This is a genomic window from Bacillus sp. JJ1122, assembly GCF_036964885.1.
GTDB lineage: Bacteria > Bacillota > Bacilli > Bacillales > Cytobacillaceae > Mesobacillus.
Genome location: NZ_JBALQL010000026.1, coordinates 173,676 through 180,296 on the forward strand (window position 1 = coordinate 173,676; position 6,621 = coordinate 180,296).

General features: G+C 38.9%; 9 protein-coding genes. 2 read left to right on the forward strand and 7 right to left on the reverse strand.

Annotated elements, in window-relative coordinates; all coding sequences use genetic code 11:
- Nucleotides 1–242 precede the first annotated feature (242 nt).
- Genes V7201_RS16420 through V7201_RS16435 form a run of 4 tightly spaced genes read right to left on the reverse strand, consistent with a single transcriptional unit; the run spans nucleotide 243 to nucleotide 2,320 of the window.
- Nucleotides 243–989 (reverse strand): STAS domain-containing protein, encoded by a 747-nt coding sequence (locus tag V7201_RS16420; RefSeq protein ID WP_335377832.1) that lies wholly within the window; start codon nucleotides 987–989, stop codon nucleotides 243–245.
- On the reverse strand, nucleotides 976–1,638 hold the full coding sequence (locus V7201_RS16425; protein ID WP_335377833.1) for a cobalamin B12-binding domain-containing protein: 663 nt from the start codon (nucleotides 1,636–1,638) through the stop codon (nucleotides 976–978). The genes V7201_RS16420 and V7201_RS16425 overlap by 14 nt, the downstream gene beginning before the upstream one ends.
- A gap of 17 nt (nucleotides 1,639–1,655) precedes the next feature.
- On the reverse strand, nucleotides 1,656–2,018 hold the full coding sequence (locus V7201_RS16430) for a hypothetical protein (protein ID WP_335377834.1): 363 nt from the start codon (nucleotides 2,016–2,018) through the stop codon (nucleotides 1,656–1,658).
- The gene (locus tag V7201_RS16435) at nucleotides 2,015–2,320 is read right to left on the reverse strand and encodes an antibiotic biosynthesis monooxygenase family protein (RefSeq protein WP_335377889.1); all 306 of its coding nucleotides are present in this window, start codon (nucleotides 2,318–2,320) and stop codon (nucleotides 2,015–2,017) included. Before V7201_RS16435 ends, V7201_RS16430 begins: the two co-directional genes overlap by 4 nt.
- Nucleotides 2,321–2,575: 255 nt before the next feature.
- On the opposite strand from V7201_RS16435, the gene V7201_RS16440 reads away from it, so the two are divergent.
- Nucleotides 2,576–3,364, forward strand: coding sequence for a GNAT family N-acetyltransferase (locus V7201_RS16440; RefSeq protein ID WP_335377835.1), 789 nt, complete (start codon nucleotides 2,576–2,578; stop codon nucleotides 3,362–3,364).
- A gap of 141 nt (nucleotides 3,365–3,505) precedes the next feature.
- Here the strand turns inward: V7201_RS16440 and ltaE are convergent, their stop codons facing one another.
- Nucleotides 3,506–4,531 (reverse strand): low-specificity L-threonine aldolase, encoded by a 1,026-nt coding sequence (ltaE, locus tag V7201_RS16445; protein ID WP_335377836.1) that lies wholly within the window; start codon nucleotides 4,529–4,531, stop codon nucleotides 3,506–3,508.
- 136 nt (nucleotides 4,532–4,667) lie between these two features.
- Here ltaE and V7201_RS16450 point away from each other — a divergent pair, with 136 nt between their 5' ends.
- Nucleotides 4,668–5,093: a CBS domain-containing protein gene (locus V7201_RS16450; protein ID WP_335377837.1), complete on the forward strand. Its 426-nt coding sequence runs from the start codon at nucleotides 4,668–4,670 to the stop codon at nucleotides 5,091–5,093.
- Between the two features lie 51 nt (nucleotides 5,094–5,144).
- Here the strand turns inward: V7201_RS16450 and V7201_RS16455 are convergent, their stop codons facing one another.
- A complete protein-coding gene (locus tag V7201_RS16455; RefSeq protein ID WP_335377838.1) occupies nucleotides 5,145–5,609 on the reverse strand; it encodes an STAS domain-containing protein in 465 nt (154 codons plus the stop codon).
- Nucleotides 5,610–5,813: 204 nt separating this feature from the next.
- Entirely contained in the window at nucleotides 5,814–5,951 is a 138-nt protein-coding gene (locus V7201_RS16460) for a hypothetical protein (protein WP_207502809.1), read from the reverse strand.
- Nucleotides 5,952–6,621 lie beyond the last annotated feature (670 nt).

The following is a 6,621-nucleotide window of genomic DNA, read 5'->3' on the forward strand; positions in this document are numbered from 1 at the left end:
GAAACTAGGTGTTTTTTTTTGTCGAATCAGTAGTTTAGTCTGCATCTAGGCTGGCCAAATAAGGGATAAAAATGGCTCCTTTCTTTGAAAATATTCATCAAGATACCTAACCTTTTGAACCATTCTATACACTGCAATGAAATATGGGTTTCATAAGCTTAGCTGACCGTTAAGAAAAAATGCCTTCATCATCTTCCGTAAAACAAAAAAACACTTCGATTTCCCTACGAAGTGTTTTTTTGTTATATAGATCTTTTAAAGGCCTTACTTAAGCTATTTAAAAATGGAACATCAAGTTTAGAGTTTGTGCGGTTCAGATATAAAGCGTGGTTTGGTTTAATACCAATTATGCTTGGATGGAGCCCCATGATCTGAAGTTCTTTTATGAGAGAAATGAAGGATTCTACTCCATCATTGGTTAGTTCACCAACACCATTAAAATCAAACAGGATTTCATTATGACCTCCATCCTGTGCTTTATGAAGTACACGTTCCTCGTTCTGTCTGATCAGTTCAGCGTCCAAATTACCAAAGAGAGGCACAAGGGCAGCATTTTTCGTCAGTTTAATAAATGGGCAGGATAGATTTTTTATTTCAAATAACGTTTTTTCAACTTGCTCCTTCTTTTCCAGAAGTTCAAGGTTCGTCTCTGCCAGTCTTAATCGGTGTTTCTCTACAATGCTTTCTAATTCTGCAAGGCGATGATCTTTTTCGATGCAGATAATATGACCTTCATCGCCCTCCCAGTTTATGCTGATGTCAACAAGTGCGTAAGGTGATTCAGATGTTTTCATGATCAGTTCACCCTCTGCCCTTATGTTCGCATGTCCAAGCAGCCTTTCCGCTTTAGATCTGCTTTCCCAATCGACAAGCTCTAAAAAACTATTGCTTATAACAAATACTTCCCTACTCTTATCTGAATAACCGAGGATTTGAAAGTCTCGATTAATTAAAAAATATGGTTGAGGCAAAAATTTAATAGCCGACACTCGTTTTCACTCCATGCGGATGACGGTCAAGCCAGTTTTTCACGCCCTCCAGATTTTTCATAAACATTGTCCTGTCCGATCCATGGCGGGCAAATTCATATTTTTCAAGCAGTCTTCCACCTACGATAATGGCTGGGCGATTTGGCAGTTTCTCTAATTCTTTGATATATGGCTCTAGATGTTCAGCATGATAAAGGATAGAGAAAGAAATACATATTGCGTCCGGTTTCCATTCTTCCGCCGCTTTTTTAACATATTCCAGCGGCAAATTCGGACCATGGAATCTTGTTTCCCAGCCTGCTTCGCTGAACAGCTGGCTTGTCATCTTAAGACCGAGATAATGTTGTTCATTTTCAACGCAAAGAAACATCGCTTTTTTTCCGATAGGATCAATGTGATGATCTTTTTTCTGTTGCCAGAGATAACGCGCAAGCAGGAAATCGCACGTTGAAGAAGCGAGATGCTCATCAGCAACTGTAATATTGTTGGTTTCCCAAAGATAGCCAACATGCCTCATGGCAGTCGTAAAGATTGAGTCATATATATATAGGCTATCTCGATGAGCTTTCCGTTGTTCTTCAATCAGTACCCATGAATCTTCTTGATTCCCTTCAAGCAATAGTTGAGCAAGCGCAATTCCTTTTTCCAATAAACTTCACCGCATTTCTATTCTTGAGTTTCAGTTAGCCTTAATGAGTGGATAGAATCCTCAAGTATTCTGATGTATTTTGAAGAATTTTCGTCTGGATAATTTCTGAATGCTGACTGAAGTCTCTCAAAATTGTCTACAAGGTGGTCAGTTTTCATACCTCTTGATGTTAGTATTCCGTTCAACCAGTGTGCATAATCAATGAAAAATTGATCATCCCCCATGGATAAAGCTGTTTGGAGATGTTTTATATGGTGTTCATTGTCCTCTCGGCATTTCTTTCTACCCTGTTCACCATATTTTTCGAGCAGCACAGGATAATCACGATATATTCCTTTTGTGACCTCATCAATAATCTCATTGATCGCAACAGGATTCATTTTGCCACCACCATAAATCTTTGTACCTTTGGCTTGATGGCTGCAAGCTCCTGGTCAGGGTAATTTTTTTCTAACTCGTGAACTTTCTTATAAGCTTCGCTTGTAATGTATGCTATATAATGTTCCTTTGTATCCCAGGAAATCTGGACTGTTAATTCGGATGGTGTCTGTTCGTTTTGCAACAATTGGAAGGAGATAAAGCCTTCATAGTCATCTACTAATCTAGATCTTTTATGATAAATTGTTATTACTTCATCGACTTTTCCTTCAGGTACGTTCACGGTTGAGTGGACAATATACATTGTTAATCTCCCCATTTCTGCAACTCTCTAAAAAAAAACATATTCCAAGTATACCTTTATAATATGGGCATATCAAATTACGCATCTGTAAACTAGCTTTCCGAATTAGAAAACCCTCTCATGCAGGTACCAGTCTTTAGCCGAGTTAGGCTCAAATTTTGTTTGCGTAGCTTCCTTAATTTTCAAAATACCACTTGAAAAATGTACCCATTTAAAATAAGATACTTAAAAGCTATTTAAAAGGGAGAAATTGGGATGATTAGAAAACTTACAGAGACAGACAATAATCAGGTTATGACTTTTTTGAAAAATGAGCCATCTATTAATCTGTTTATCATTGGAGACATAGAGGCATTTGGCTACGACTCGGAGATGCAGGAACTATGGGGGGATTTTGATCCGGATGGTGAAATCAAGTCTGTTTTGCTTCGTTTCCACAATTCCTTTATCCCCTATGCACAGGATGAGAATGCACTGCCTGCAGAGGAATTTGCTGAAATAATGAAATCTTATCCCGATAAGGTCTTTCTGTCAGGAAAAAGTACGCTTGTTGCAAAATTCGAAGGCATTGAGGGTCTGAACCTGGGCAAGAAACAAGTTACTTATTTTGCAGAATGTACTTCGGCAGACCTAATTGGTAAAACGACACAAGAAGTTAAGACAGCTACAATCGAAGACGTGGACAGAATACTAGAGCTTCGGGGAAGCATAGAAGAATTTTTTCCTAATCCAAACGCACGTAAAATAATGATGGAGTCAATGGAAAATAAAACAGGCCGCTCATATTATATAGAGGAAGACGGAAAAATGGCAGCATCTGCAGCCACAGCTGCTGAAAATTCATTATCAGCAATGATTGTGGGTGTATGTTCACATAAAGATTACCGACGAAAAGGACTTGCGACATCTGTTATGCAGAAGCTTTTCACTGATGTTATGAAGGAAGGTAAAATCCTTTGTCTGTTTTATGATAATCCAGAGGCAGGCCGTATATATAAACGGCTGGGATTCAAAGACATTGGAATGTGGACGATGCACAGGTAAATTTGCCGGGATAATTGTTTAAACCCCGAATTAAGGTGTAAGGAACTGAACTGCACATTGTGTCCGGCCTAAAAGCATTGTACTAGTCTTAAAATATATCAGAAAAAGCTGGATGATTGATCAATCATCCAGCTTTTCTTTTTATTGTCGAGCTGCTCTAGCTATAGCTTCAATGGCCTCTTGGATCTGGTCCTCTGTTATGTCAAAATGGGTAACAAACCTAACATGGGTAGCTCCGAACGTCCCAGTAATAACTCCTTCTGCGCGGAGTCTTTCAACAAAGATGTCGGAAGTAATGTTTAAATCTTTCACATCTGCGACGACAATGTTTGTTTCTGGCTGGCTAGCCAGCTTCATTCCAGGAATGGATTCAATTCCATCTGCGAGAACCCTGGCATTCCATTGGTCTTCACCAAGCCTGTCTTTCATTTTTGTCAAGGCAATCAGACCAGGTGCAGCAATTACTCCTGCTTGTCTCATTCCGCCCCCAAGTCGTTTTCGCCATTTTCTGGCCTGTTGGATAAAATCAGTGGTTCCTGCAAGTAAGGACCCTACAGGAGCCCCTAAACCTTTTGAGAGGCAAATTTGTACAGTATCAGTACTTTTCGTGAATTCCTTCACATCTACGCCTGCAGCAGCAGCTGCATTGAAGAGACGGGCTCCATCCAAATGGACAGGAATTTTGTTGGCATTCGCGATACTATATATTTCCTCCATATTGCGAACAGGAATAACAGATCCGCCTGCACGATTATGGGTGTTTTCGAGACAAATCAATCCTGTTTCTGGATAATGAATATCCTCACTGCGTATGGCACTTAAAACTGCTTTGGGATCCATCGCACCCCGGTTTCCTGAAATTGTCCTTGTTTGAACCCCAGCAAGGGCAGATACAGCACCTGATTCATAATAGAATATATGGGATTCTGCTTCAAGAAGCAGTTCCTGACCTGGGCGGCAATGTGTAAGGACAGCGATTTGGTTCCCCTGTGTTCCGCTCGTTACAAATAATGCAGCTTCCTTTCCAAGTATGTCTGCTGCTGTCTCTTCGAGTTCCCTTACTGTCGGGTCTTCTTTGTAGACATCATCACCAACCTCAGCATTATACATAGCCTTGCGCATTTCTTCTGTTGGTTTAGTGACTGTGTCGCTTCTTAAATCAATCATGGTCCATCCCCCTTTATCCTCTAAAAAATATGACTATTTTCTCTATTCTACCAAGTCAAACTGCAAAAAACTAACAGTTTTGCTTTTTTCATCATCGGGTAAATCTTAAGTGTCGACTAAACGAGGAGGAATACCGATGAATATTGAAAAAGTAATGACAACAAATGTTGAATTCTGTACTCCGGATACACCAATACATCAAGTAGCTGCAAAAATGAAGGATCTTGACGTAGGTGTCATCCCTATTTGTGAGGGTGAACAGCTTACTGGGCTTGCAACTGACAGAGATATCGTTTTAAAGGCAGTCGCATCAAATGTGTCGCTTGATACTCCTGTTTCTGAAGTAATGACAACGGACCCTGTCAGAGGTACTGTCCATATGACTGCTGAGGAGGCTGCTGACTTAATGGCAGATGTCCAAATTCGCCGTCTGCCAATTGTCGAGGATGGAAAGCTGATCGGAATTGTTTCATTAGGAGATCTAGCAGTAACTGAAAAGCTTGACGATGAAGCAGGCCAGGCACTTGAAGAAATTTCAACTCCATCAGAACCGAATAACTAATCAGGAATATGATTCGAGAAAACCCCGCTGCAGATTAGCAGCGGGGTTTGATTATTCTTCTATTTTCCTGAATTCCAAACCCTTTTCCTTCATTAAAAATTTTAATGCAGACTGGAAGGTTGAAAATGATTGCGCATCTAATTTTATGCCAGCAAGCACCATTCGCTTTACAAGCTCAGTATTCATACCTACAAATAAGGTCCTTACCCCCATCAGGGACATGGATGTTGCCATCTCTTGCAATTCTATTCCTATTTCTTCAAGACAGAGGTCCTCAACGCGTTCCCCTGTTATATCTGTAAGATCAATGATGGCCGTTTCAATGTCCTTATCATGGATGTAATTCAACAGCTTTTCGCGAATTTTGTCGAATCTCTTCAATCGAAGCAAACCCGTAATCGGAACTAGAATCGTTTCAGGAACGATAGAAGGAATGACTGGTGCAGCCATTTCTGATAAGATGTTTTCATACTCATGTATTTTTCGCTCAAGTTCCTGCAGTTTCTCGTTTACCAATTTTCCCTTTACCTCCCCAAAAAGTCCTTACCTGGAAAATGTATCTTTGTTTATGATAACCTTCCCTAAATAATTTGTATAGAAAAATAAAAAAAACCACTTCAATTCGTTGAAGCAGTTTAATTTAATATTATTCTATAAGGATTCTTCGTTATGTAACACTTTCGTAATTAGGAAAGAATCATCATACTCACATAAATTACATTAATTAATTACGCTGATTAGATGCATAATATCTTCATAAATTTGCTCTTGGTATTGGTCATCACAACATTTGTTGTAATCTTCGATCAAACGTCCAAGTTCTTTTAAAAATATCAACTTTTCCTCTTCATTAATCATGGCACAATTCTCCTTAATAGGACAAAAGTCGTGTCTGTGGTTAAATTTAACATAATCTGTGAATTAAAACAACGTAAAAGAATTCTTCATCACTTTTATTTTTTGTAAAAAATGGAGAAACTATGCATGGAATTTAAAATTACATGACTTTGTACAACTTGAAAGGAGCACTCCATGCTAGTGAATGTTTTTAGAATAGGAATGGTACTTTTATCCTGGTCAACATTATTGTTATACCCAAAGCGTTCCTTCAAGCGATTTTTGCCCGTAACCTTATTTATTACATCGCTGGTTTCAATCTTATTAATCATATCGAATCCTTTTAAACTTTGGAGAGTTACAGGGGGACTGGGATCAAAAATAATCAATGATTTATCTTTTACCTTTGGTCCTTTCATTGCTGCAAATCTGTGGGTGTTCCGGCTTGCTTACGGGAATATATGGCAATACCTAGGAGTCAATTTTGTGATTGATTTTCTTTTAGCGTATCCTTTCAGTTCCTTGTTTAAGAAGATGAATATCTATAGGTTAGAGCGGTTAAAGCCCCTTTATTTTTTCAGTATCATCTATTCATTCTCCATTCTTGGATACGCATTTCAATATTTTCTTAAAGAATCCAGACGTTAGTGTCTGGGTTTTGCTTTTTTTTATAAGGCTCTGTTAAACAAGG

What these genes read in the sequence shown, in the direction of transcription:
- V7201_RS16460 (WP_207502809.1), bottom strand. Translation starts at nt 5,951, where the DNA reads ATGATTAATGAAGAGGAAAAGTTGATATTTTTAAAAGAACTTGGACGT.
- V7201_RS16450 (WP_335377837.1), top strand. Translation starts at nt 4,668, where the DNA reads ATGAATATTGAAAAAGTAATGACAACAAATGTTGAATTCTGTACTCCG.
- V7201_RS16440 (WP_335377835.1), top strand. Translation starts at nt 2,576, where the DNA reads ATGATTAGAAAACTTACAGAGACAGACAATAATCAGGTTATGACTTTT.
- V7201_RS16430 (WP_335377834.1), bottom strand. Translation starts at nt 2,018, where the DNA reads ATGAATCCTGTTGCGATCAATGAGATTATTGATGAGGTCACAAAAGGA.
- V7201_RS16435 (WP_335377889.1), bottom strand. Translation starts at nt 2,320, where the DNA reads ATGTATATTGTCCACTCAACCGTGAACGTACCTGAAGGAAAAGTCGAT.
- ltaE (WP_335377836.1), bottom strand. Translation starts at nt 4,531, where the DNA reads ATGATTGATTTAAGAAGCGACACAGTCACTAAACCAACAGAAGAAATG.